The 24,351-nt window shown below is 53.2% G+C and carries 26 protein-coding genes; 7 read left to right on the top strand and 19 right to left on the bottom strand.

What is annotated here, in order from left to right:
* Positions 1-24 precede the first annotated feature (24 nt).
* The 3 genes from NXT01_RS06550 to NXT01_RS06540 form a co-directional block, all read right to left on the bottom strand.
* Complete coding sequence (locus NXT01_RS06550) at positions 25-1,668, bottom strand: phospho-sugar mutase (protein WP_259078862.1); 1,644 nt, start codon at positions 1,666-1,668, stop codon at positions 25-27.
* Between the two features lie 2 nt (positions 1,669-1,670).
* A complete protein-coding gene (gene deoC, locus NXT01_RS06545) occupies positions 1,671-2,324 on the bottom strand; it encodes a deoxyribose-phosphate aldolase (RefSeq protein WP_259078861.1) in 654 nt (217 codons plus the stop codon).
* Positions 2,325-2,452: 128 nt separating this feature from the next.
* Positions 2,453-3,736, bottom strand: a complete 1,284-nt coding sequence (locus NXT01_RS06540) for a thymidine phosphorylase (protein ID WP_259078859.1) — start codon at positions 3,734-3,736, stop codon at positions 2,453-2,455.
* Between the two features lie 170 nt (positions 3,737-3,906).
* On the opposite strand from NXT01_RS06540, the gene NXT01_RS06535 reads away from it, so the two are divergent.
* Positions 3,907-4,359, top strand: coding sequence for a cytidine deaminase (locus NXT01_RS06535; RefSeq protein WP_396124758.1), 453 nt, complete (start codon positions 3,907-3,909; stop codon positions 4,357-4,359).
* A gap of 35 nt (positions 4,360-4,394) precedes the next feature.
* Positions 4,395-5,609, top strand: a complete 1,215-nt coding sequence (locus tag NXT01_RS06530) for a NupC/NupG family nucleoside CNT transporter (RefSeq protein WP_259078841.1) — start codon at positions 4,395-4,397, stop codon at positions 5,607-5,609.
* Between the two features lie 63 nt (positions 5,610-5,672).
* Here the strand turns inward: NXT01_RS06530 and NXT01_RS06525 are convergent, their stop codons facing one another.
* Positions 5,673-6,629 (bottom strand): sugar-binding transcriptional regulator, encoded by a 957-nt coding sequence (locus NXT01_RS06525; protein ID WP_259078839.1) that lies wholly within the window; start codon positions 6,627-6,629, stop codon positions 5,673-5,675.
* A 272-nt stretch (positions 6,630-6,901) separates the two neighbouring features.
* On the opposite strand from NXT01_RS06525, the gene NXT01_RS06520 reads away from it, so the two are divergent.
* Positions 6,902-8,116, top strand: a complete 1,215-nt coding sequence (locus NXT01_RS06520; protein WP_259078837.1) for a NupC/NupG family nucleoside CNT transporter — start codon at positions 6,902-6,904, stop codon at positions 8,114-8,116.
* A 133-nt stretch (positions 8,117-8,249) separates the two neighbouring features.
* Here NXT01_RS06520 and lysS read toward each other — a convergent pair whose 3' ends face one another.
* The 13 genes from lysS to dacB form a co-directional block, all read right to left on the bottom strand.
* Entirely contained in the window at positions 8,250-9,815 is a 1,566-nt protein-coding gene (gene lysS, locus NXT01_RS06515; protein WP_259078835.1) for a lysine--tRNA ligase, read from the bottom strand.
* 98 nt (positions 9,816-9,913) lie between these two features.
* Entirely contained in the window at positions 9,914-10,726 is an 813-nt protein-coding gene (locus NXT01_RS06510) for a pantoate--beta-alanine ligase (protein WP_259078826.1), read from the bottom strand.
* Positions 10,727-10,732: 6 nt separating this feature from the next.
* Entirely contained in the window at positions 10,733-11,320 is a 588-nt protein-coding gene (locus NXT01_RS06505; protein ID WP_259078820.1) for a hypothetical protein, read from the bottom strand.
* Positions 11,313-12,413, bottom strand: a complete 1,101-nt coding sequence (locus NXT01_RS06500) for a DUF6779 domain-containing protein (RefSeq protein ID WP_259078818.1) — start codon at positions 12,411-12,413, stop codon at positions 11,313-11,315. Before NXT01_RS06500 ends, NXT01_RS06505 begins: the two co-directional genes overlap by 8 nt.
* Positions 12,414-12,483: 70 nt before the next feature.
* Positions 12,484-12,948 (bottom strand): DUF3180 domain-containing protein, encoded by a 465-nt coding sequence (locus NXT01_RS06495; RefSeq protein WP_259078816.1) that lies wholly within the window; start codon positions 12,946-12,948, stop codon positions 12,484-12,486.
* A 19-nt stretch (positions 12,949-12,967) separates the two neighbouring features.
* Positions 12,968-13,489, bottom strand: coding sequence for a 2-amino-4-hydroxy-6-hydroxymethyldihydropteridine diphosphokinase (folK, locus tag NXT01_RS06490; RefSeq protein ID WP_259079001.1), 522 nt, complete (start codon positions 13,487-13,489; stop codon positions 12,968-12,970).
* Between the two features lie 2 nt (positions 13,490-13,491).
* Positions 13,492-13,857 carry a dihydroneopterin aldolase gene (gene folB / locus NXT01_RS06485; protein WP_259078815.1) on the bottom strand — a complete coding sequence of 122 codons (366 nt, stop codon included), beginning with the start codon at positions 13,855-13,857 and terminating at the stop codon, positions 13,492-13,494.
* A gap of 3 nt (positions 13,858-13,860) precedes the next feature.
* Entirely contained in the window at positions 13,861-14,673 is an 813-nt protein-coding gene (gene folP / locus NXT01_RS06480) for a dihydropteroate synthase (protein WP_259078812.1), read from the bottom strand.
* Positions 14,666-15,235, bottom strand: coding sequence for a GTP cyclohydrolase I FolE (folE, locus tag NXT01_RS06475; protein ID WP_259078809.1), 570 nt, complete (start codon positions 15,233-15,235; stop codon positions 14,666-14,668). Before folE ends, folP begins: the two co-directional genes overlap by 8 nt.
* Positions 15,232-17,745, bottom strand: a complete 2,514-nt coding sequence (ftsH, locus tag NXT01_RS06470) for an ATP-dependent zinc metalloprotease FtsH (RefSeq protein ID WP_259078807.1) — start codon at positions 17,743-17,745, stop codon at positions 15,232-15,234. Before ftsH ends, folE begins: the two co-directional genes overlap by 4 nt.
* Positions 17,746-18,064: 319 nt before the next feature.
* The gene (hpt, locus tag NXT01_RS06465) at positions 18,065-18,667 is read right to left on the bottom strand and encodes a hypoxanthine phosphoribosyltransferase (protein ID WP_259078801.1); all 603 of its coding nucleotides are present in this window, start codon (positions 18,665-18,667) and stop codon (positions 18,065-18,067) included.
* Positions 18,668-18,749: 82 nt separating this feature from the next.
* Positions 18,750-19,634, bottom strand: a complete 885-nt coding sequence (gene tilS, locus NXT01_RS06460) for a tRNA lysidine(34) synthetase TilS (protein WP_259078796.1) — start codon at positions 19,632-19,634, stop codon at positions 18,750-18,752.
* A gap of 8 nt (positions 19,635-19,642) precedes the next feature.
* Positions 19,643-20,911: a D-alanyl-D-alanine carboxypeptidase/D-alanyl-D-alanine-endopeptidase gene (dacB, locus tag NXT01_RS06455; RefSeq protein WP_259078794.1), complete on the bottom strand. Its 1,269-nt coding sequence runs from the start codon at positions 20,909-20,911 to the stop codon at positions 19,643-19,645.
* Positions 20,912-21,068: 157 nt separating this feature from the next.
* Between dacB and NXT01_RS06450 the strand changes: the two genes are divergently transcribed.
* The 4 genes from NXT01_RS06450 to NXT01_RS06435 all read left to right on the top strand — a co-directional run bounded on the left by NXT01_RS06450 (position 21,069) and on the right by NXT01_RS06435 (position 23,103).
* Entirely contained in the window at positions 21,069-21,542 is a 474-nt protein-coding gene (locus NXT01_RS06450) for an inorganic diphosphatase (RefSeq protein ID WP_259078791.1), read from the top strand.
* 94 nt (positions 21,543-21,636) lie between these two features.
* Complete coding sequence (locus NXT01_RS06445; RefSeq protein ID WP_259078790.1) at positions 21,637-21,927, top strand: rhodanese-like domain-containing protein; 291 nt, start codon at positions 21,637-21,639, stop codon at positions 21,925-21,927.
* A 417-nt stretch (positions 21,928-22,344) separates the two neighbouring features.
* Entirely contained in the window at positions 22,345-22,485 is a 141-nt protein-coding gene (locus NXT01_RS06440) for a hypothetical protein (protein WP_259078789.1), read from the top strand.
* 138 nt (positions 22,486-22,623) lie between these two features.
* Positions 22,624-23,103 carry a MarR family winged helix-turn-helix transcriptional regulator gene (locus tag NXT01_RS06435; protein ID WP_259078788.1) on the top strand — a complete coding sequence of 160 codons (480 nt, stop codon included), beginning with the start codon at positions 22,624-22,626 and terminating at the stop codon, positions 23,101-23,103.
* On the opposite strand, the gene ppk2 is transcribed toward NXT01_RS06435, so the two are convergent.
* Positions 23,100-23,996, bottom strand: coding sequence for a polyphosphate kinase 2 (ppk2, locus tag NXT01_RS06430; protein WP_259078784.1), 897 nt, complete (start codon positions 23,994-23,996; stop codon positions 23,100-23,102). The two genes, NXT01_RS06435 and ppk2, sit on opposite strands and share 4 nt — an antisense overlap.
* A gap of 149 nt (positions 23,997-24,145) precedes the next feature.
* Positions 24,146-24,313: a hypothetical protein gene (locus NXT01_RS06425; protein WP_259078780.1), complete on the bottom strand. Its 168-nt coding sequence runs from the start codon at positions 24,311-24,313 to the stop codon at positions 24,146-24,148.
* Positions 24,314-24,351 lie beyond the last annotated feature (38 nt).

The following is a 24,351-nucleotide window of genomic DNA, read 5'->3' as shown; positions in this document are numbered from 1 at the left end:
TAGGCGGCTCCGAGTGGCGTTGAGCTAAAAGCCAAGAATTTCTTTGAGCTCTATCTTGAGAGCGTCGAGGCGCTCATCTGCATTCTTATGAGAATCCGATACTACTTCGAGGTAGCATTTCAGCTTCGGTTCGGTACCGCTCGGGCGCACCACAATGCGGTCCTTGGCGCTGGTGGCAATCCAGAAACCCGGGGTACCTGGTAGCCCACGGAAGCCATCCGAAAGGTTACTAAATTCTGTCACCTCGGCGCCACCTAGAGTTTTCGGCGCCGTGGTCTCCAAATTGTGCAGACCTTGTTGGATCAAGCTGGTATCTGCCACGCGGAACGTTAGAGGACTGGTCTTATACAGGCCGTATGCCTGTGCAATCTCGTCGAGAAGATCTTGGATATTCTTACCTTCCGCGACCAAGCGCTTATTAAGATCGGCTACCCGCAGGCAGGCAGTGATACCGTCTTTGTCACGCACCGCTTGCGGATCCGAGCAATACCCTAATGCTTCTTCGTATCCAAAGATGAGGTTGGGGGTGCGCCCAATCCACTTGAATCCCGTGAGAGTATTGGCAAATTTCAGTCCATGACCACGAGCGATCTCACCCAAAAGTTGAGAAGAAACGATACTGCAGGCCAGAGTGGCATCATCATCGCCGTGGTGGGCACGGGCAATATCCTCACCTAGAAGAGCACCGACCTCGTCGCCTGAGAGCTGACGCCAGGTGCCCTTGTGTTTGATAGCCACTGAGCACCGATCCGCGTCGGGATCGAGAGCCAAGATCAGCTCGGCTCCACGACGATCTGCTTCTTGGTAGGACAGATCAAGTGCGCCCGCTTCCTCTGGGTTAGGGAAAGCGACGGTTGGGAAATCAGGATCTGGTTCCTGCTGCTCGGGGCAAGGGAAAGCATGGCTAAACCCGGCGCGCTTGAGAGCTTCACCTAACGTTGCTCCACCCACGCCATGCATGGCGGTAAAGACCATAGGAATATCACACGTCGTCGCTGGTGCCTGAGGGAGCTCCAGGGCTCTAGCAAAATACGGTTCCAAGACTTCTTCGGAAGCAATATCGCGGATACGTTCGCGGTTGCGGGCTATCTCATCGGCGAAGGGAGCCGCATCGATCTGAGCGGAAATTTCTGCATCTGCTGGGGAGACGAGCTGCACGCCCTGTTCCGCTTCACCGTGGACCGCGCGACCGCCGAGGTAGACCTTGTAGCCATTATCTTGAGGTGGATTATGCGAAGCAGTGACCATAATGCCTGCATCGCAATCGAAATAACGCACGCTGAAGGCGGTAATCGGGGTAGGGAGTTGCTGTGGGAGAGCCAGCACCTCAATACCAAGAGCACTCAAGATCTCGCAGGTTGCTTGGTAAAAATCAGCGGAACCGTGGCGAGCGTCGCAGCCCACAACCACTTTAGGGCTATCGATGAGTTCCACGAGATATTTACCAACACCGTAGGTAGCGCGAGATACAGTTGCGACATTCATGCGGGATTCACCCGCCGCTACCGCGCCACGAAGACCCGCGGTACCAAAACTCAAAGGTCCTTGAAAGCGCTCCGCTAAGGCTTCATGGTCACCAGCGTCGAGGAGGGCTTGTAATTCCTTCTGGGTTGCGGGGTCGGGATCATGAGCGATCCACTGCGTGACCTTCTCGTTGAGGGTGCTCATGATTATTCAAGACCCTCGACAATAGCCTTAGAGGCGGAGCAGCCTAGTCGGGTGGCACCAGCGTCAATCATGGCTAATGCAGTTTCGGTGTCGCGGATGCCGCCGGAGGCCTTCACGCCGAGGCGATCACCCACGGTTTTCGCCATCAAGGAAACCGCATGAGTGGAGGCTCCGCCTGATGGGTGGAAGCCCGTGGAGGTTTTGACATAATCAGCACCAGCCTTTTCGGCTGCCTCACAGCAGGCCACGATTTGCTCGTCGCTGAGCGCGGCCGATTCGATGATGACCTTAAGGAGGGCATCGGGAATAGCTTCGCGCACGGTACGAATATCGTGTTCGACTTTTTCAAAGTGGTTTTCTACGGCATCGGAAATATTGATGACCATATCTACCTCATCTGCACCGTGAGAGACGGCGAGTTTGGCCTCAAAAGCCTTGACCTCTGGGTGGTGATTACCGGACGGGAAGCCCACCACAGTGGCTACCTTGACGTGCTCAGGGGTCTCCAGCGGAAGCTGGGAAGGAGAGACGCACACTGAGAAGGTGCCGAGTTCACTAGCTTCGTGCACGAGTTCCTCAACCTGGGCGCGGGTGGCTTCGGGCTTGAGGATGGTGTGGTCGATATAGTGCGCGAGTTCTTGGCGGGAAAGAGTCATGATTCTCCTTGTCAATATTGGGTGTTCTAGTTACGAGGTTGTGGCGCCGAATTGGTGGATAGTAAGGTGCTGGCCCCACTATCCACCAGTGCGCTCGACGCGGGCGCTATCGATTATTGGCCGATCGTTTAGAAAACCTTATCCAAGATGATGCGGCGTTCAGCTGGCTTAGTGGCACCGATTTCGATACCTGGCAGGATCGAGTCAAGAGCACGCTCGAAACGATCCGGGGTTTCGGTATGCAGGGTCAAAAGTTTTTGCCCCTTCTTGATTTCTTGACCGTAGTCGGCGTGAATCTCGATGCCAGCGGTCAGTTGTACGGGTTCGTCCTTTCGGGCTCGGCCAGCACCCAGGCGCCAGCTACCAACGCCGAGTGCCAAGGCATCAAGCTTGGTGAGGTAGCCGTCTTGTTCGGCGAAAACTTCATGGGTATGAGGAGCGCGGGCGAGCTGTGCATCAGGGTCGCCGCCCTGGGCGCGGATCATCTTGCGCCACGAATCCATGGCGCGGCCATCCTTGAGGGCCTCCTCGACGTCGGCATCAGGGATACCCGCCATATCGAGCATATGGCGTGCGAGCTCGCAGGTGATCTCGATGAGATCTTGAGGGCCACCGCCGGCTAGAACCTCGATGCTCTCTTCCACTTCGAGACCATTACCGATTTTCCTTCCCAGCGGAATATTCATATCGGTTAGGAGGGCGCGGGTATTGACTCCCGCATCCTTGCCTAACTGCACCATGGTTTCTGCCAGCTGGCGGGCTTTATCAAGATCTTTCATAAAGGCGCCGGAGCCTACCTTCACATCGAGAACGAGGGAGGCGGTTCCTTCGGCGATCTTTTTACTCATAATGGACGAGGCGATTAGCGGAATGCAGTCCACGGTGGCAGTGATATCGCGCAGTGCGTAGATCTTCTTATCCGCTGGGGCAAGTCCGGCACCAGCTGCGGCAACGACGGCTCCGGAATCTTCCAAGATAGCCATCATGCGGTCGTTCGGCACATCTGCCTGCCAACCGGGGATTGCTTCGAGCTTATCGAGGGTTCCACCGGTGTGGCCAAGTCCGCGTCCGGACAGCTGTGGGACAGCAACCCCGTAGGAGGATACGAGCGGTCCGAGAGGGAGGGTGACCTTATCGCCGACTCCGCCAGTGGAGTGCTTGTCAGTGGTGGGCTTGCTGAGAGAATCGAAATTCATGCGCTCACCGGAGTTGATCATTGCTTGGGTCCAGTCCACGATCTCTCGGCGGCCCATATCGCGAATAAAGATCGCCATATTCAATGCTGCCATTTGCTCATCGCCAACTGCGCCGCGGGTATAGGCGTCGATGACCCAGTTGATTTGATCGGTGCTGAGCTCTCCACCGTCCCGTTTGGTGCGGATGATATCGACGACATCGAATTGTTCAGCCATGCCTTGCTTCCTTTCCCTTGCTGCACTGAGCTATCCCACCCTGATTGTGAAGCGGAACACAAAATGCGTGGAGCGTTATTTTAATCTCTTGCTTTCAGTTATAACTCTGATTATTATCATGCCCAGAACAATTGTCAAGGGTTGATTTTTCATTTGTTCCACCGCTCACAGTGTCTCCCCCTTGCCTTAATTACAGAAAGAAGGCCCACATTATGACCATGAGCCCTCAAGAGCTCATTGCCGCAGCTAAAGAGGCTGCCCATCACGCCTACGCCCCGTATAGCAATTTCGAAGTGGGCGCCGCCATACTCACCACCGACGGCACAGTATTTACCGGATGCAATGTTGAAAATGCTAGCTACGGTCTCACCCTCTGCGCCGAGCGCAATGCCGCAACAACAATGATTGCTACCACCAAACCCGACAGCCCCCGACAGATCCACAGCGTCGCCATCGTGGGTCTGAAGGCAAGCCCTTGCTGGCCATGTGGATCCTGCCGCCAAGTACTGCGTGAATTTGGCTGCCAAGAAGTCTTCGTCGAAGGCCCTACAGGCGAGGTGCACAGCTTGAGCTTCACAGAACTCCTCCCCCACTCTTTCGGCCCTGAACACCTCGATACTTAAATATCTCCCCATACCCTTCATAGGAGGTCCAACTGATGGAACGTCTGCAAGGACTCATCGGTGTGATCGCAATCTTTGCGGTCATCTTCAGCTTGTCTAATGCCAAGCGGCAGATCAACTGGCGTACCCTCGGCGTGGGTTTCGCCCTACAAATCGGCTTCGCACTCCTGGTGCTCAAATGGGAACCAGGCTTCCACGCTCTCAAGGCAGTATCTGGAGCGGTAGAAAAACTCATCGACTTCACCAACCACGGGACCTCCTTTGTCTTTGGCGGGCTCTTCGGTGAAGATAACGGATTCATCTTCGCCCTAAATGTTCTTCCCGTTATTATCTTCCTTGGTGCCCTCATCGGCGCCTTGTATTACCTGCGCATCTTGCAGTGGTTCGTCGAAATCGTCGGTACTGCTCTCAATAAGATTATGGGCACCTCCAAGGTAGAGTCCGTATGGGCCTCTACCGTCATCTTCTTGGGCCAATCGGAGGCTCCCCTGGTCATTCGCCCGTGGATACCGCAATTGACACGCAGTGAATTATTCGCTTGTATGAGCGGCGGCTTCGCGTCCGTCGCGGGCTCCACCCTCGTGGGCTACTCCCTCCTAGGCGCGCCACTGCCCTATCTACTCGCAGCTTCAGTCATGAATGCCCCAGCTTCCCTGATGGTAGCCAAAGCGCTGGTACCAGAAACCGAAGTGCCCAAAGCTAATGCAAATGTCCGCAATATGCGCGACGAGCACTCCAAAAACGTCATCGATGCCATTGGTGCGGGCGCGCTCTCTGGCGGTCGTATCGCGGTAACCGTTGCTTGCCTTCTCATTGCCTTTATTGCCACCATTGCTATGCTCTCCGCAGTCTTGGGAGGTATCGGTTCCATTTTTGGCCAGGACAATTGGTCGCTTGAAGGACTCTTCGGCGTCATATTCTCACCTTTAGCGTGGGCTATTGGCGTTCCGTGGGAAGAAGCTTCCCTCGTGGGTAATTTCATTGGCCAAAAGACTATTCTCAATGAATTCGTGGGCTATACCGCGTTCTCCGAGCACGTCGATACCCTCAGTGAGAAGTCCATCCTCATCTCATCATTCGCTCTCGCAGGCTTTGCTAATCTCTCATCCATCGCGATCCAGATTGGTGCCTTTGGCGCACTCGCCCCAGAGCGTCGCTCAGAAGTGGCATCCATGGGGCTCAAGGCGCTCCTTGCCGGTTTCTGCACAAATATGCTCAACGCTGCAGTCGTGGGCATTATTGTTTTCTAAGTTAACTTTTAAGTAAGCACTATAAGAATTACCCCCGAATCAGTGGCATTCAGGGGGTAATTTTTATGCGTCCTCCCACAGCGCAATAAGGGCGAGAGCGGTCGCCCCATCAATGACTAGATGCGAAGCCAGACCCATGACAAGCGCCGTATTGATAGCTCTGAGCTTCGACGCTCCTCCTGCTACCAAAATGCGAACCGGGCGTGAAGCGAGATCCTCAAGTGAGATCCCTACGGTGCGTTCATCCACACTTGGTACCGCTACCTGCCCATATTCATCGAAAAAACGGGAACAAGCATCACCGACCGCGCGCGTTGAAATCAGCTGCTTTTCGGTATCACTCAAATAGCCTAAGGTCAGTGGAAGAGAATCCCCGCTGGTGGAGCCAACGGTAAATATAACCACATCGGTGTGGCGGCCCATATCCAGAATATGGGAGATATGCCGATCGCTCTCCACCGTGCGTTTAACCTCAACGTTGTCAAAAATCACTGGCAAGGGGAGCGTGCGCGCATAAGCATCGAAGGCACGGCAGAATCTGTTAATAGTCTCAATATCGTTGGTAGAACGCTTGGTATAGCTCAGTCCACCTTTGAGTTGCACAATCTCTACACCAGTATGGGGATTATGCCGTAGCGCTTTGGCAACGGCATACATGGTATTTCCCCAACTCACGCCCACCATATGACCGTCCTGCACCTGTTCTTCGAGAACCAAGGCGCCCACTCGTCCAAGCTCTTTTAAGATCTCCTCCGGGGTCTGCCGGGCCGCTTGCACAATGCGCGCTTCTTCCAGGCCGTAGGGACTAAAAATTTCTACCAGCTTTTCCGCTAGGAAACTTCCCTTGTCACGGGGATCTCTAATTTCTATAACCACGAAGCCACGCTGTCTGGCATAGGCCAAGAGCTTAGCGACGGTCGGCCGTGACACCCCGATTTCGGCCGCGACTTCGGCCTGACTCAGGCCCTTTTGATAGTACAGTTTGGCGGCCTGCAATGATTGTTCATCTCGCAGCAGCATATAGAACAGGGTAGCAAAGATGGGCGCTTTTTCTGAGCTGGGGAGGGAAGCGAGTAATCAAGAAAATAATAAGAAAATCTCATCTGCGCAGCTCGCATTTATACCATTCAAGCTGGGAAAACGTCTATCTTAGAACTTTTGCTTTTAGCTGCGAAAGCGATTAGCGTTCATTGCACCTCTGCACCCACATACCTCTGCACACCTATACCTCTACACTCATCTACCCGGGTACCCGCGCAGACTTCCCGCATCGTATTAGGAGAATATTGACCATGGATCGTCTGCAAGGCCTCATAGGAATTATCGCCATCATGGTGATACTGCTCTGCCTTTCTAATGCCAAACGCAGTATAAACTGGCGCACCCTCGGAGTAGGTTTCGCCTTGCAGATCAGCTTCGCGCTGCTCGTGCTCAAATGGGAACCAGGATTTTTAGTGCTCAAGAAAGTATCTGAGGGTCTAGAAAAACTTATTGGCTTTAGCAATGCTGGGACCTCTTTTGTATTCGGAGGTCTGTTTGGAGAAAAGAACGGCTTTGTCTTTGCCCTCAACGTTCTCCCCGTTGTTATCTTCCTCGGTGCTATTATCGGCGCCCTTTATTATTTACGAGTCCTGCAGTGGTTTGTGGAGATAGTCGGCTCGGCGCTCAACAAAATTCTAGGCACGTCCAAGGTGGAATCTGTGTGGGCTTCCACTGTCATTTTCCTCGGTATGGCCGAGGCCCCTTTGGTGATACGCCCGTGGATTCCCCAATTAACCCGCAGTGAACTATTCGCCTGCATGAGCGGTGGCTTCGCCTCCGTCGCAGGCTCCACCCTCGTAGGTTACTCCCTTCTGGGCGCCCCACTTCCCTACCTCCTTGCCGCGTCGGTGATGAACGCCCCTGGGTCGTTGATCGTGGCAAAAGCCTTAATGCCGGAAACCGAAGTATCTCGCGCAAACGCCAATATTCGCACCATGCGTGATGAGCACTCCGAGAATCTCATTGACGCTATCGGTGCCGGGGCGCTTTCCGGTGGACGGATCGCTGTAACCATTGGATGTTTACTTATCGCTTTTATCGCCACCATTACTATGCTTTCGGCAGTATTGGGCGGAGTTGGCTCCGTATTTGGTCAGGAGAACTGGTCGCTGGAAGGCCTTTTTGGCCTCATCTTTGCTCCTTTGGCGTGGGCTATTGGGGTACCGTGGGACGAAGCCTCATTGGTAGGTAATTTCATCGGCCAGAAGACGATCCTCAATGAATTTGTGGGGTATACAGCTTTTTCCGAATACGTGGATACCTTGAGTGAAAAGTCCATACTTATCTCATCTTTTGCACTCGCGGGTTTTGCCAACCTCGGATCTATTGCCATTCAAATTGGTGCCTTTGGGGCGCTCGCCCCCGAGCGGCGCGCGGAGGTGGCGTCGCTAGGACTCAAAGCCCTCTTTGCTGGTTTTTGTACCAATATGCTCAACGCTGCCATCGTGGGCGTTATCGTTTTTTAGATTCGGTGAAAGCGCATTTCCCCCCTACCTGCCGCCGAGTAGGGGATGGGTTCGTCACATGGGTGATTACTGCGAAAAAAGTGGGTGAAAGAGGTCTTCTCTCTCACCCACCCGGCCGATATTGCACCTAATCTTAGCGCTCGGGCTTGACCATCGGGAATAGCACAGTTTCCCTAATACCTAAACCGGTCAAAGCCATGAGCAAGCGATCAATACCCATGCCACACCCGGCGGTTGGGGGCATGCCCTGCTCCATGGCGGCAAGGAAATCTTCATCGAGAACCATAGCCTCCTCATCGCCGCCAGCGGCGAGACGTGCTTGATCCTCGAAGCGTTCCCGTTGAATCACGGGATCAATGAGCTCAGAATAGCCGGTGGCTAATTCGAAGCCGCGGACATAGAGATCCCATTTTTCAGTGACACCCTCTTGTTCGCGATGTTGCCTGGTCAAGGGTGAGGTTTCCACCGGGAAATTGCGCACGAAGATCGGCCCGTCGAGCTGATCTTCGCACAGAACTTCCCATATCTCCTCTACCAATTTGCCATGCCCCCAACCAGCATTCGAAGGGACGTCCAGGCCGATCACTGCTGCTACCTCTTTCAGTTCCTCCACGCTGGATTTGGTAGTGACTTCCTGGGTGCCTGGGAATTTACGGCGCAGCGCCTCATTAAGGGAAGGATACATTTCAATCTCCTTCCACTCGCCTCCGAAATCATAGGTGGATCCGTCGGCTAGCGTCACGGTCGTGGATCCGAATACATCCTGGGCGACATATTGGATGAGTTCCCGGATCATTGTGGCGCCATCGTCATAGGTACCCCACGCCTGATATGTTTCGAGCATGGCAAATTCTGGGGAGTGCGAAGAATCCACGCCCTCGTTGCGGAAATTGCGGTTAACCTCAAAGACGCGCTCAATTCCGCCCACCACACAGCGCTTGAGATAAAGCTCAGGCGCGATGCGCAGATAGAGATCAATATCGAGGGCATTGGAGTGGGTCTCGAATGGGCGCGCTGCCGCACCGCCGTGCAGGGTTTGCAGCATGGGAGTTTCTACTTCTACAAACTCTTGCGATTCGAGATAATTCCGCAGTGCTCGCATCACCTTGATGCGCGTCATCGCATTTTCACGCGCTTTTTCCCGCATAATCAAATCGGTATAGCGATGACGCACTCGAGAATCTTCACTCATATCCGCAAAAGCCACGGGCAGAGGACGCAAAGACTTTGATGCCATGGAGAAACGTTGCACCATAATGGATAGTTCACCGCGTTTGGACGAGACTATTCGACCGCGAATGGAGACAATATCACCGAGGTCAACCTCTGTTTTCCACGCTGCGAGCGCCTCTTCGCCTACTTCAGCCAGTGAGAGCATCGCTTGGATATGCGCGCCATTGCCCTCTTGGAGCGCAGCGAAACACAGCTTGCCGGTATTGCGAATAAACATGACGCGCCCGGCGATAGCTACCTCGTCGGACGTTTCTTCGCCAGCTTCAAGGTAGATGCGCCCTGGAATCTTCTCCGTATCGGGACCAATACTTTGGTACTTCTTTTTGATCTCTGTAATCGAGTGGGTGCGATCAACTTCTACAGGATAGGGATCGCGACCAGATTCGATGAGCTTAGCGCGCTTCTCACGGCGGATGCGTAGTTGCTCAGGGACGTCTTGTACGGGGGCTTTCTTTGCGTTCGTCACAGCACAAACAATAGCCCAGACCCCACGAAAAATCTAAGCCCCATTACCCTTAGCCACTGCCCAATAGGGAGCTCACAACGCCCCTGTGTCAAAATTACCTAGTCGAGATTTTTAATGCCGATGCCCAAGGGAATCTCCGCTCCATCTATTAAGTGCGTGTGGGCAAAACGCGCGGCGATAAAAAGCCTGGCCGGTTTTTTCTCTACCGCAGGTGATAGGTCAAGCGCAGTGAGTTTTTTATATATCACATCCACTCCAGCCGCCTGAAGCACGTCCGAGACGACTGCCAGTACTTGAGCACTCCCCATCTCTGCTGCATGAAGTCCCGCAGTAACCGCAGCCGACAGGGCTAGAGCTTGGTCTCGCTCACGAGCCAGGAGCGCATCATTTCGACCGCTTATAGCAAGCCCCTGCGCATTGCGTACCGTGGGTATTCGGTGAATTTTTACGGGAGAATGGAACACTCGGATCGCTTCGGCGAGGTGAGCTAAGAGTTCATAGTTCTTTTCCCCCACGATGAGATCTGTCGGCGCCACGGCACCAAGCAGGGCCAGGATTTCCAGCAGATCGGTTGCAAGTAGCTGAGGAGACTGCATCTTATGGTCGGGGATGTTAAGGCCGAGCGTGGGCGGGCGTGACCATAGTTGCTCTTTGCTATACGGAATATAGAGATCAATATGCTCGGCTTCCACAACCGCACGGTCGATCGGGTGAAGGCTCACTACCACGACTACAGCACCAGGGATGCGGCGTGCTGCCCGCATGAGTGCGATATGCCCGGCGTGCAGTGGGCTCCGCAGGAAAACTGCCACCACAGGTTTACCTTGCGTTTTAAATACTTTGGAGAAGGCGGCTGCTTGGCTAAGCACAATCTCATGAGCGGTGCGGGGTTGAAATCTCTGTGGTGTCACGCCCGGTTATCCTTCCGTTGATAGTGCTTCCACTGCCTGCCGATACAACTGTTGGTTGTGGGGGAAATGTCGAGCCAGAAAGTGCAGAAGACTATTCTCTTCGCCCGGTCCTTCTTGCAGGGTTACGCAGCGTTTAACTAGAGGCCATTGCTGAAAAGCAAGGGCCTCAGGCGCTGGATCGAGGGCTGATATGAGTGCTCGGTGAGCGATGAGCGCTCGAGTTTTCTCCCATTCTGCAGGTTTGATGAAGGTGTAATTTTGGTTGAGTTCAGTAAAGATGAGCTCCGCAATCGTAATCCCCACCTGACTCGTCGATGACAGAGCGAAGCCTCGAGCAAGAGGGAGTACTCCTAGTGAAATACCGGGGAATTGCCGGTAATCACTGGTATAGCTGTGGCTGAAAACAATAGTCCGATCAGAAAAGATACCTGGATAGCGCTTGGAAATATGTGCTACCTCATGATCAGGGCAGCCCACAAGATGTAGTTCTGCGAGCCGTGGATCGCTCGTTCTGGTGTGCTGGTGGTTCTCCAGAATGTCGCGCAAGGGCGATGTTCCCCACAGGTAGAAGCTAAGTCGAGGGCTCCTATTCACGTTCGCGTGCCTTTTTGAGTAATTCCTCGACACTGATACCACCGTCGATGGCTTCTCTACGGCGCCGGCCACCTGAATGGTGTGGCGCGATTTCGGGAGAGCGTTCCGTATTCGGGGTGGACTCTGGTTTCCGGCGGCGTCCGCCTGTTCGACCGGACGTGCTCGCCTGGTGATCCGCCTGGGCTCGCATATGCCGTGCGTAGTCAATCGGTGCCTCGGTGTCCTCCCGGATCAGCCACGGATAATCGGTGGGCCGAGATTCAGGCGCACTCGCTCCATGCTTATTGGTTGGCTGCGTTAAAGTCTCGTGGCTGAAAGTAATGGCAACCTCATCAGCTTCGCTGGAACTCTCTTTGATCGGTGGTGTGGATCGAAATGACCTCGTGATCGGTTCCGCTGGGGCGCTCGCTGCTGATTCTTCGTGGTTCTCTTGATCGCGAACGGGCTCAGGGCTCTGGACTGTCTCAGGTTCTTTATGAGGTTGCTCATCGAAGGGCTGGACTGCCTCGAATTCCTCAGTATGATCCCACGGAGTTCGAGAAAATGAGGTGGGATCGAAGCTGGGGCGGTATGAGGGTTCATAGTGGGGATCCTCATGCTTAGATTCCAGTTTTTCAGCTACTTCTTCTATTTCTTTAACTCGAACTGCCTCAGCTTGTAGCACATTGGTATTTGTGGAATAGATAGCGCCACTTAATTGCTCCAGTTGGCTCATGACGGCCTGCAGCTGAGAATTAATTTCACCCAAGGCGCTTTCCGCTTGGATATCCACTCGCTCGTTGATACGGCGTTCAAATTCCGCTTCGGAGCGCCGCTTCTCCGCTAGATAGCGTTTTTCATTGGCGAGCAGTTGCGCTCGATATAACCTCGTCTGACTGCCCATATCGCGTTGGTAGCGAAAGACGAGGAAGGCTCCGATGAGGGCGGCCCATAAAGCCAAGACCATGGCGACTTTGAGTGAGCTAATACTGGAGGTAACCAGCATGATGACGCTCGCAATCACCGCAAGTGATACCAAGATGACTAGCAAAACGGGGCTCAGATCCCGATTTTTATCCACTGGCCTGAGGGTATCTTTGTCTTCGGCTTTCATATATACGAACTTACCTCATATTTATCGATCTCGAATGTGCCCCTCAGGTTTTAGCGAAGCTGGAATACTCCTAGGCAGGCTCCCCTTCGGCAGGCGGCGGAGCCTGCAATCCGCGTTCCAACCACAGCGCGGCGAGCATGACACCACAACTGGTCACGACGCACGCGATGACGCGTGGACCATCATAGCTAGCAGCAACAAGAAGGTCCCACCGGGGAAGAATATAGGCAGCAAATCCTGCGTAAACCCCAAAGAAGAGTGCTCCCGCCCACGCGCAAGATTGTGCGAGCACGAGGAAACTCGCCGCGCGAGTGGGGTCTAATTGGCTGCGGTCGAATCCAATTTGATTCTGCCCGATACGCCGGCGTGAGATGAGTCCAAGTCCGAGCAGTAGACACGCTAACGCGCCCAGGGTAATAGCAACCGAACTAGGGATGGGAGGGAAATAGGTATAAAAGCGCGAAACCACAATATAGCTCGCACTAGCACTAAAACCTGCGAGCGCGATGAGATTGATCAGCGCAGTAGGTTTCATATATTAACTCTTCCGTTTTCTAGGAATGTATAGGCGATGAGGAGAGGCTCGTGCTGTGACCATCGATAGCCTCCACTGCTTCGATATCGCGGGCATCGAGACGTGATAGGAGCACCGCCAATGGAATCCCCTTTAGCTTGGCTTGCGGATCGGCCTCTAACCAAGGGACGAGGACAAAAGCGCGATCGTGGGCCCAAGGGTGGGGCAAAATGAGTTCGGGATCATCTTGCACAAGCTCAACACCGTTACTGAAAACCTGCACTATATCCACATCGAGAGTGCGCGGCCCCCAGCGTTTGGTGCGGACTCGCGCGGCATTATTTTCAAGCTGTTGAGCCCTGCGGAGGAGTTCCCGGGGGCTCGACTCCACTTCTACAATAATGACGGCGTTGAGGAATTCTTCCTGATCGATCACTCCCCATGGTGGGGTGGAATAAATCTGTGAAGATGCTATTGTTTCCGCCGCAAAATCCTCGATCACTGAGTGGATAAGATGATAGCGGTCGTCCATATTGGATCCGATAGAGAGTACGGCGCGAATCATCAGCGGCGACTCCGGCGAATGACAACAGCAATATCATCGAAGATATAGGCTACCGGGGCGCTGGGCTTGTGCACCGTGATCTCCACCGCGAACAACTGGGGATATGTGGCCATAAAATCATCGGCAAGAAACCCACCCACCTTTTCAATCAGGTTAAATCTCTTCGAGGTGATGACCTCATGGGCGCGCTGTGCTAACTCAGCGTAATTGATGGTATCGGCCACATCATCGCTTTTCGACGCCGCTTTAAGGTCCAACCAACACACGATATCGATGCTGAATTCCTGCCCAATGTCACGCTCGTGGGCTAAGACTCCATGATAACCATGGGCCTTCATACCCTTAATCTCAATACGATCAGCCATATACTATTGTGCTCCTGTCCATTGGGCAGCCACTTTTATGGCCGCTACCGTAGGGGCGATTGCATGAACTCGGAAACCCCAGGCACCTTGCGCTGCGGCAAGTGCTGATACCGCTGCCGTTGCTTGATCCAGATCGGTACCCAAAGCGGCGAGGAAACGCTTGCGGGAGGCGCCGATGAGAACCGGATAGCCCAGAGCTTGAAGCTCTCCGATATGGTGCAGCAAACTCCAATTATTCTCCGGTGTTTTGGCAAAGCCTAGGCCTGGATCAATGCAAATATTGTCCGCTCTAATACCTGCGGCCTGTGCTGCACGTACGCGCTCTCTCAGGGCGGAACTAACCTCAAGGGCGATATCCGAGCTATCACTATGGGCGGTGCCAGCGGCATCTCCAAAGCGCTCCGTTTTCCAGTGCATCAAACAGATGGGAACCCCTGCCTCGGCCACGATCTCAAACATATGAGAATCGGCGAGGCCTGCAGAGACGTCGTTGATCATATGCGCACCTGAAGCGATAGCTGCCTGGGCTATATCTGCGCGCATAGTATCAACCGAGATGGTAAAGTCACGGCGCGCTAATTCTTCGACTACAGGAATGACACGGTGATATTCTTCATCGGCAGACACTCTCGTAGCACCTGGTCTGGTGGACTCGCCTCCGATATCGACGATATCAGCACCGTGAGCACGCATATTTTCCGCGTGGGCAAGCGCGGACTCTATATCGAGGTAGTGACCGCCGTCGGAGAAACTATCCCGGGTGATATTGAGAATGCCCATCACTGCTGTAGGGAATTGCTGGAAAATATTAGCCATGGATAAGACTCAGCACCTCAGCTCGTGAAGCCGCGTTCTTCTTAAATCCACCCCGCACAGCCGATGTGGTAGTAGATGCACCCGGTTTTCTAATTCCTCGCATGGACATACAGAGATGCTCACATTCTAAGACCACAATGACCGATTGGGCTCCGAGTTTGTCCACCAGGGCATCGGCTACCTGGCTGGTGAGACGTTCTTGAACTTGCGGGCGCTTGGCGTAAAGATCCACTAATCGGGCCAGCTTCGATAGGCCAGTCACTTTGCCTGACTCCCCTGGAATATACCCAATATGGGCCCGTCCAAAGAAGGGAACGAGGTGATGTTCACAGGTGGAGTAGATAGGGATATCTTTGACTAAGACAATTTCCCGATGGTCCTCGCTGAAGGATTTTTCTAAAACTACTGTGGGATCCTCATACAGCCCCTGAAAAATCTCCTCATAGGCGCGCGCCACTCGTGCAGGTGTTTCTTTAAGTCCTTCGCGATCAGGGTCTTCCCCGACCGCAATAAGTAATTCCCTCACCGCCTTCTCCGCGCGTATACGATCGAATGAACTCATGGGAGTGGTTCACCTTCATCACGGGTGGTATCCGGCTCTTTATAATGTCGTCCCGAGGTGCTTGGTTGCGCAATTTCAGTGGCCCGAGAAACCGGGTATTCCTCGTCTGGAGTTTCATCGTGGGCCTCATTATCGTCCCATGAATTCTCGGGGCGTTCTCGTTCCGGCAACCTAAAACCAATCTCTACTTCGGTCTTCTTTGCCTCTTCTAGGCCGTAATGATCCAAACCAGGGTGGCGTCCAATCTCGTTGTCGTCCGCTGTCAGTTGACCGCTTACCGATTCACCATTTTGGGCAGGCTGGTTCTCTCGATCCGGTGCAGCGGCTGCAGCATAAGGATTATGGGCAATATCGCCTGGGATGACCCAATCAGCTGGTGGAGGCGTCCCCCCATAACGTCGTGGCAGATGATTCTCATCCTGAGCTAGGTTGTTATCGCTATGGGGTGCTTTATCCCAGGGACGCACGGGGACGGAATTTCTCTCCGGGTTAAAACCTTCGGCTTTTCTCTTTGCGGCGCGCTCGGCCCGAGCCTTTTTTGAGGCATCCACGATACGGAAGGGTTTCGGAGGTTCTTCCCCGCGCTCGAGAGCTATCTCGGTGGGTGTTTTAACGGGTTCACGGCCTAGCTGACGGGGGAAGCGATCGTCTTCACCGGGGAAGACCTCCCCCACATCGCGCGGAGTGATGCCGCTGAAAAGAGCCTCAAGATCGGGGCGCCTGAGTGTTTCCTTTTCGAGCAATTTCTCCGCGAGCTTGTCCAAGTAGTCTCGGTACTCACGCAGAATTCCATAGGCTTCAGCGTGAGCCTTATCCATAAGATATTTCATCTCTTCATCGATCAGCGCTGCTGTTGCCGGTGAATATTCAAGGGATCCTTGGCCAGGGCGGCCGGAGAAGGGGTCGCCTTGTTCGTCTCCGTATTTCACTAGTCCCAGTTTCGGACTCATACCGTATTCCACCAACATCGATTTAGCGATTTTGGTAGCCATCTCTATATCAGCGGATGCACCCGTCGTGGGTTCCCCAAAAACTAATTCTTCGGCTGCGCGACCGCCCATAGCAAAGACCAGACGGGCATAAAGTTCATCACGGTTGTACATGCCCTTGTCATCTTCTTGGGCGGTCATTGCATGTCCCCCGGTCTTGCCGCGGGCCAAAATTGTCACCTTATAGACGCGCTCGATATTCTTGAGCGCCCACGCGGCGAGCGTATGTCCACCCTCGTGGTAGGCAGTCACCTTCTTTTCCTTCTCGGAAATAATCTTCGAGGAGCGGCGAGGCCCCCCTATGACGCGGTCGGTCGCTTCTTCCAGCGCATCTGCAGTGATCACATTGCCGCCCACACGAGCGGTCAAAAGGGCTGCTTCGTTTAAGACATTGGCGAGATCAGCGCCTGACATTCCAGCGGTGCGACGAGCCAAGGCTTTGACATCGGCGTCATCTGCAAAAGGTTTTCCTTTGGCGTGAACGGCAAGGATCTGTTCGCGACCCTTGAGATCCGGATTAGTCACCGGAATCTGCCTATCAAAGCGGCCGGGGCGTAAAAGAGCGGGATCTAAGATATCGGGTCGGTTGGTTGCCGCCATAATAATGACACCTTCGCGGTCCCCGAAACCATCCATTTCTACGAGCAGTTGGTTGAGTGTTTGTTCTCGTTCATCGTGGCCCCCTCCCATGCCAGAACCACGCTGGCGGCCTACGGCGTCAATCTCATCGACAAAGATAATACAGGGGGAATTTTCCCGTGCTTGTTTGAACAGGTCCCGTACCCTTGAGGCACCAACACCCACGAACATCTCAACAAAATCGGAGCCTGAGATGGAGTAGAAGGGTACGCCAGCTTCGCCAGCGACAGCGCGCGCTAAGAGGGTTTTACCAGTGCCCGGTGGGCCGTAGAGCAAGACTCCGCGCGGAATCTTTGCGCCCACTTGCTCGTAGATCGAGGGGTCTTGCAGAAAATCCTTGATTTCTTGCAGTTCATCCACGGCTTCTTCGGCGCCTGCCACATCATCGAAGGTATTGGTTGGCATATCCTTAGTGAGCTCTTTGGCCTTAGAGTTGCCGATCCCAAATAAGCCCCCGCCGCCTTGCATCCGGCCCATCATCCAGATGATGAGGCCGAAGACGATCACCATCGGTAGGATATAGCCCAACATTTGCAGGAGAATGCTGTCTTGAGTGACATTGGTGGTGAATTTCTCAGCACCACTTTGATCCACCGCCTTAAAGATCTCGGGGCTGGTACGCGCAGGGTACTGCGTCAGGATCTTGGTAACGTCTTTTTTGCCCTCATATTCAATGGGCTCAACTAACTCGAGGCGTAGGCGCTGTTCGCGATCATCGATAGTGACCTCTTTGACATTCTTCTCAGTAAGCTGTGCCAATGCCACTGAGGTCTCCACTTTTTGGAAACCTTGGGTACTGGAGCCAAATAGGGTCAGAAGATACAGCATGATCAATGCCACTGCGGCGAGAGATCCAAAGCGGAGGAATTTCTTGGTGTTCATAGATGCATCGGTTGATCACTCAGCCATGAGCCAGGTGCTGTGAGCTGATGGGAAGTGGTGAAAAACCGATCCCTTTCTTGTGGTGTGCGGTCCTTAGAAAAAATTCTTGCTCGCTATCGTCTGGGAGATAGCAGATGCCCGTCTATCAATAGGTATAACGTTAAAAAGTAGCCTAATAGTTCCAGACACTTCACAGGCACCCGCGAGTACTCACAAGCACTTGAGTTAGCTGGAAGTGAGATCGCTCCCCTGAGCGAAATTCCCTTTGGGAACGTTTAACAGGCGTGGGTACCCAGTATGCCCTTTTGACAGGGAAGTTTTAGGACTGATCGCCACCGTTATCGGGGAATAGTCGAGGCTGCAAGGTGCCCACATAGGGTAGATCTCGATAGCGCTCAGCAAAATCGAGGCCGTATCCGATAACAAACTCATTGGGTATATCGAAGCCAACGTCGAAAAGCGAAATATCGACCTTCACAGCTTCGGGCTTGCGCAGCAGGGTGACTACTTCGAGGGATTTAGGCTTGCGATTATTCAGATTGCGCAGCAGCCATTTAAGGGTCAGCCCGGAGTCAATGATGTCCTCGACGATCACTACATCGCGGCCTTCTATATTGCGGTCTAGATCTTTTAAGATGCGCACCACTCCGGAGGATGTGGTGGAATTTCCATAAGAGGACACCGCCATAAATTCACACTGAGCGGGAATTGAGAGCGCCCGAGCGAAGTCGGTAAGGAAAAAAACGGCACCTTTGAGCACGCAAATCAGGACGATATCTTGGTCACTATCTCGGTAGTGCTCTGAGACTTTATCGGCCATCTCTTGGATTCGAGTTTTCAGCTGTTCTTCGCTGATTAACACCGCTTCGACATCGGCACCATAGCGGTGAGCTGGGACGTTAAAGTCCTTGATCAGTTGCATAGACACTTTCCTACATTCTGCAAATAAAGGGCGATACTACCTTTACAAAGTGTGCCACGTTTAGCGTGAGTATTCCATTCTTTTATACGTGCTCGATAATCAGATCAGCGCCGCGCCGGCGAATCTGGATTGCACCGCACGCAACCGCCCCTTGACCATGCCAGCGCATGATGAGGGCGTTTATAGCCTCCACAGTTGTGGCATTGACGGTGCCTCCATATTCATAAACCAAGCCCCGAATGCTAGCGAGGCGCACTGGGGTAGCCAAATTTTGCAGCGTGGAAATATCTGTGGTCACAACCGCCTGCTGACGAATAAACTCGTGGTTCACAGCCACGTGGTGTGCAGCGTGAGCGAGATTGTCAATCACTCGATCGCCTGCAAGATCTTTAAATAGCGGCAGCAGCTGATAGCGCAACCGGGTACGTAATAATGTTGAGTCGTGGTTCATCGGGTCTTCCCAATACTCCAACCCCAGTTCGCGACAGGCCCCTTCGGTTTCTTCTCGACGCAGGCTTAGGAAGGGCCGGCGTACCTCTCCGTCAGGGAGCATTCCGGAGGCATGTCCACGAATCAGTGCCATCAGCAGAGTTTCGGCTTGGTCGTTGGCGGTGTGGGCCACCCAAATTTCGGTGCCGTATTCTCTTAGAGCCTGATAACGCGCGGCTCGGGCTTGGGCTTCAATATTTCCGGGTGCAACAACGACACGGCGCACCTCCGCGGGGATGCCCAGGGCTTCAGCTTGGGTGGCGGCGCGGGCAGCTTGAGTATCGGAATTGAGCTGCAGACCGTGATCGATGCAGATGGCTCTTGCTGCTACTCCCTCCGCTGCCGCCGCAGCTACTAGTGCCAGACTATCTGCACCACCCGATAATCCGATGACGGGCTTGAGATCTTTAAAGGGGCGCACCGCTTTGCGGCAGAGCAGAAAATGGGGACTCTTATCAGGCCAAAAGGGCGTAGACACAATCTGGGCTATCCTTGCGCCCGCAGATCGCTCAACAGCTCATCCATGGCGAGGCGTCCTTCTAATACGTCGATATCATTGCCAATAATGGCGAAAGAGTACACGTTATTTGATGCACCCTGAACGATCCCCGCCAGGGAGGCAACGTGATCGAGCGTACCTGTTTTAGCACGTACCCATCCCCGCCCAGCTAAATTCTCATAGCGCGTCGCGAGGGTGCCGGTCCCACCGGCGACGGGGAGGGTAGATAGTAGGGGCCGTAATTGTTCCAAATCCGTGGCGGCACGGAAGACGATATCCTCAAGCAGCGCACTCGGAATGCGGTTATCCACCGATAGCCCCGAATTGTCTACGAGCCTTATACCGTCCAGATTGAAATAAGGCGCGAGGACCTCTTGGGTCTTTTCCACTGGCCTTACAGGATCGATTTCTCGGGCAATGGCTTCAGCCATGACATTATCCGAATCCTCCATCATTCTCTCGAGACGTTGCTCTAGGGGCGCGGACTCGTGGCGGAAAATCTCCGGCAGAGTGTCGACGTTTGTTAGCGTGGTTAGGCCAAAGGTGTCCACCCCTACCCGGGCGGCCACTTCTTGGGCTACGTCGAGCGCAGGGGTGTGACTCCTCGGTACGTAGCCACTTTCTGCCCCTAATCGCCCTTCATTGATCATGACCGATTGGATGGGGGCTACAAATCCGCCATCAATATCCCTTGGATCCCAGCCTGGCATGAATTCTGGTGCTCTAAAGGCGGAATTATCCACCAAGATGGCCCGCACCTCAGGCAAGTGTGAGGTAATCGCTTGGGCCATCTCATCCAAGTCTGCAGCCCTTAAACTAACATCACCCGCTCCTTTGATGACCGCGGTATGTTGGTCTTGGGCTACTACGGAGGTGCTGATTGTTTTCTCCGGTCCGAGTGCGATAAGAGCTGCCGCCGCGGTGAGCATCTTAGCGGTGGACGCAGGTTTGAGAGCCAAAGCAGCGTTTTTATCCACAACTACATCACCTGTTGCTGTATTACGCACCTTGAAACTGGCTGTACCCAAGCGAGGATCGTTGAGGAATCTATCTACAAGGCGCAGCTTCGCTGGGTCGTATGTGGAGTCACTTAGGGCTGAGATGGGGATAACTTTAGGGTTTTCTAAAGGATTGGCGTGCGTGGGGGCGTCATAGTAAAGCTTATTGCGCTCGTTGACGATGACTGCCGTACCAGCGGTTGCTCCCACTACCACGGTTGCTGTTGTTGTTGCGATCCACCATTGTGCTTTTTTCATTTGTTCTCAAATATAGTCCACTGGCTGTGACATCGGGTAGATTTGTTGTGCTCACTGAACCGTCGCCTGCCACCCTGATGCTCAGGCGTGGGGTAGAATATCGGTCGTTGTCATATTCGTTGAGACTAAGGTCTTTACATAAGGAGTGGAGAACTCTATGAGCGTGGAAGTAACCATCGAGATTCCTAAGGGATCGCGTAATAAATACGAAGTCGACCACGAGACCGGCAAGGTCTACCTCGACCGCTATCTATTTACCCCTATGGCCTACCCACTAGATTATGGCTTTATTGACCACACGCTGGGCGAGGACGGCGATCCTCTTGACGCCCTAGTAATCCTCCCTGAGCCGGTATTCCCTGGCGTTATCGTTACTGCCCGCCCCGTAGGCGTATTTAAGATGACCGACGAAGCTGGTGGCGACGACAAGTTGCTGTGCGTAATCGATGATCCCCGCTGGGCCCACATTCAAGATATTGACGATGTGAGCACCTCGCTGAAGGATGAGATCGAGCACTTCTTTGTGCACTATAAGGATCTGGAGCCTAATAAAGACGTCACTGGTTCTGGTTGGGGCAATAAAGCTGAGGCCGAGAAAATCCATCACGAAGCTATCGAGCGCTTCAAATAATCTCACCTCATAAGGCTTGCACTAAGGGGCCTTATCTCTTCGACTCCGAAGGGATAGGGCCCCTCGTGCTTGGTAGAGGAGGTAGCATCAAATTATGCGTGAAATTACCGTGAGGGAAGTCCCTCAGAACTGCCAGCTTATCGACGTCCGCGAGGCCGATGAATTTGCGGAAGTCCGCGCCCGAGGCGCGGTGAATATTCCTATGTCTGCGATTAAGGAGCGATGTGAGGAGATCGATAAAACAAGTGAGGTTTATGTGATCTGCAAGGCCGGCGGACGGTCCGCTCGGGTGGGTGCATTCTTAGAAGCACAAAGATTCGATGTTATCAATATCGCTGGTGGCACAGACGCATGGCTTGCCGCCGGACTGGATACCGCATCTTAATCTTCGCTACAGTAACCTACTAGGACCTGAGCCCCGCGTGGCTCAGGTTTTTTGTTGGAAAAACAGACATTCGGACATATATCGGGCATATCAACGCCCAAGTCTCAACGCTGTTATGAAAATCACACTGGCCTATCCTTTGACTATTATCACACTAATCAAGTAGTCAGTAACCCATATTTCTTCATACTATTAGATACCAACAGGTGTTTTAGCTGAAAAATTATGCAAGAGTGGAATTTATTCCGTTCTTGTGCCCTAGCCGCACACGCTCAATGGCACCCCTTCCGATTAGTTTTGTTTTGCCCTTGCTTTCCCTCCACAGAAGGTGCACTATAGGTCTTAACGGCAGCAGAAAGGCTGCGGCCGGGAAAACAAAAACTACTCTTAATACTCGAAGGAATGAGTTAAAAAATCATGAGCAACGGCAACGGATTCCTCGCAAACTTGATATCCGGCCTTCCATTTGTATCCTCGCACTCTGATGACGAGGGTTCGGCTCCAAGCATTCACAATACGATGGCCACCTCTGCTGCCACCATGCAGCATATGTTCTAATTTAAAAAGTTAAGCCCCAGATAAAACATAGTTTTATCTGGGGCTTTTTTCGTCCACTGACCGGTCAATAGTATCCACATATAGTATTAGGCTAAAAAATAGCAACACTCCCAGCATGCTCACAGTATGATAGGTGTCATGCCCACATTCGAAATCCCCACCGCGCTGCTCGAGTCACCCTCGTTCCAGCTGGAACGACTGCGTCGACGCACTCGCGATATCATCGAAGCCGGCCTCGTGGACAAAGAAGTAAGCCTACGCGAGTTTTGGGTCCTTTCGTGTTTGATGAACACCAATGCCACCAGTCAGACCGCGCTGTGTGAGTTACTAGCAGTAGATGCTTCCGATATGGTTCGTCTCATCGATGCCCTGGAAAAGAAGAAGTGGGTCAAAAGAGAACGAGACGCAAAGGATCGCCGCCGCCAAATTGTTAGGGCGACGAAAAAAGGTCGTAAAGCCCAAGAAGAATTGGCCACCATTGTTAGTCAGGCCGAACACACCGCTTTGTATGAGTCCACACATAAGCAGTTAAAGCACTTGCGGCGCCTGGCCCACGCCATCATTGATGCTGAGCTCAGCGACGCACAGAGCACTCTGGATGAGAACAGTCTTCATTAGTCGCCAATGCGATCTCGCCCCCGCATAACGATCAGGGGGTCTGGTTCACCAACCACGTCATAATCCTTGTTGGTATATTCAAATTTGCTCAAGATATAACGCATGGCGTTTAAGCGAGCCCGCTTCTTGTCATTCGAGCGAATAGTAATCCATGGGGACTCATCGGTGTCGGTATACCTAAACTGCTCTTCCTTCGCTTGGGTATAGTCGTCCCAGCGATCTAAGGAAGCGAGATCCATAGGCGAGAGCTTCCATTGACGCACGGGGTCAACTTGGCGAATAGCGAAGCGCGTGCGCTGCTCTTTTTGTGATACGGAGAACCAAAACTTCGTTAGTGATATGCCAGAGCCGAGAATCATATTTTCCAGCATTGGAACTTCGCGCAGAAATTCTGCGTGCTGCGACTCGGTACAAAACCCCATGACGCGTTCTACTCCCGAGCGGTTGTACCACGAACGGTCAAAAAAGACGATCTCGCCGGCACTAGGAAAGTGCTCAATATACCGTTGGAAATACCAGGAGGTCGATTCCCTCGGGGATGGCTTCTCTAGGGCCACCGTGCGTGCACCACGGGGATTGAGATGCTCGTTAAAGCGCTTAATGGTTCCACCCTTGCCGGCGGCATCCCGCCCCTCAAAAAGAATGATATGGCGCTGACCCGTATCCTTGGTCCAGTTCTGCCATTTGAGGAGCTCAATCTGTAATTGGCGCTTTTCATGTTCGTATTCTTCGCGGGTAAGACGCTCGGAATAGGGATAACCTTGACGCCACGTATCAACGGGTGTTCCATCCGGTGCTAGGAGGACCGGATCATCCTCATCGGTATCGTCAACGATATAACCCTCGGTGGCAGCGAGGTCGATGACGGGCAGGTCATTATCGTTATCAGCCATATACAAAGCATACCCCGCACGCTCAAATATTGCCCATGATTACTAGCCTGATAATCGATAATATACGCATAAAAGAAGTCCGCATTCTCACGAATGCGGACTTCTTTTATTTAAAGATATTAGCTGCTCTATAAGTCAGCCCTTTCAGCTTACTTGAGGAAGCTGAGCAGATCGCTAACGCGACCGAGGTGCTTAGCGAGAGCCAAGAAGATGTCGATGAGGCCACCGATGAGGCCTTCGTTGGAAAGGCCGGTCCACTGCGTGATGGCCTCGGTGAAACCTTCGTATGCCTTTACTGATGCTTCGCTCTTGTTCATTTAATTCTCCTGAAATTTTGAGAGGTGAAAGATTTATT

This window comes from Corynebacterium sp. ES2775-CONJ (assembly GCF_024814515.1).
Classification (GTDB): Bacteria; Actinomycetota; Actinomycetes; order Mycobacteriales; family Mycobacteriaceae; genus Corynebacterium.
This window is presented reverse-complemented; position numbering and strand designations above follow the sequence as displayed.